The following is a 229-nucleotide window of genomic DNA, read 5'->3' as shown; positions in this document are numbered from 1 at the left end:
CGACGCTGCTGGTCTCGCAGGTCCGGGTCGAGGGCACCTGGGTCCCGTCCAGGACGGTCGAGTTCCAGGAGGGCGACCGGGTCATCGGGCGCTCGCCGGTGGTGCTCGGCCTGGCGCTCGGCTCCGAGCCGCGCACCGCCTCGGTGGGCGCGCCCCAGTACACCGAGGTGTTCGTGCCCTCGCGGCCCGCCGTGGTCGCCCGCAGCACCCGCGCGCCGGTGAAGGTCAC

At 76.0% G+C, this 229-nt stretch carries 1 protein-coding gene; it reads left to right on the top strand.

Annotation, left to right across the window (positions count from 1 at the left end):
* Positions 1-229 (top strand): hypothetical protein (locus KVT14_RS21970; protein ID WP_217617446.1); only part of this gene is annotated, 229 nt, incomplete at both ends.

The organism is Cellulomonas sp. GbtcB1 (genome assembly GCF_019091725.1).
Taxonomy (GTDB): Bacteria; Actinomycetota; Actinomycetes; order Actinomycetales; family Cellulomonadaceae; genus Cellulomonas.
The sequence above is the reverse complement of the archived record's forward strand: the minus strand, read 5'-3'. Positions and strand labels throughout refer to the sequence as shown.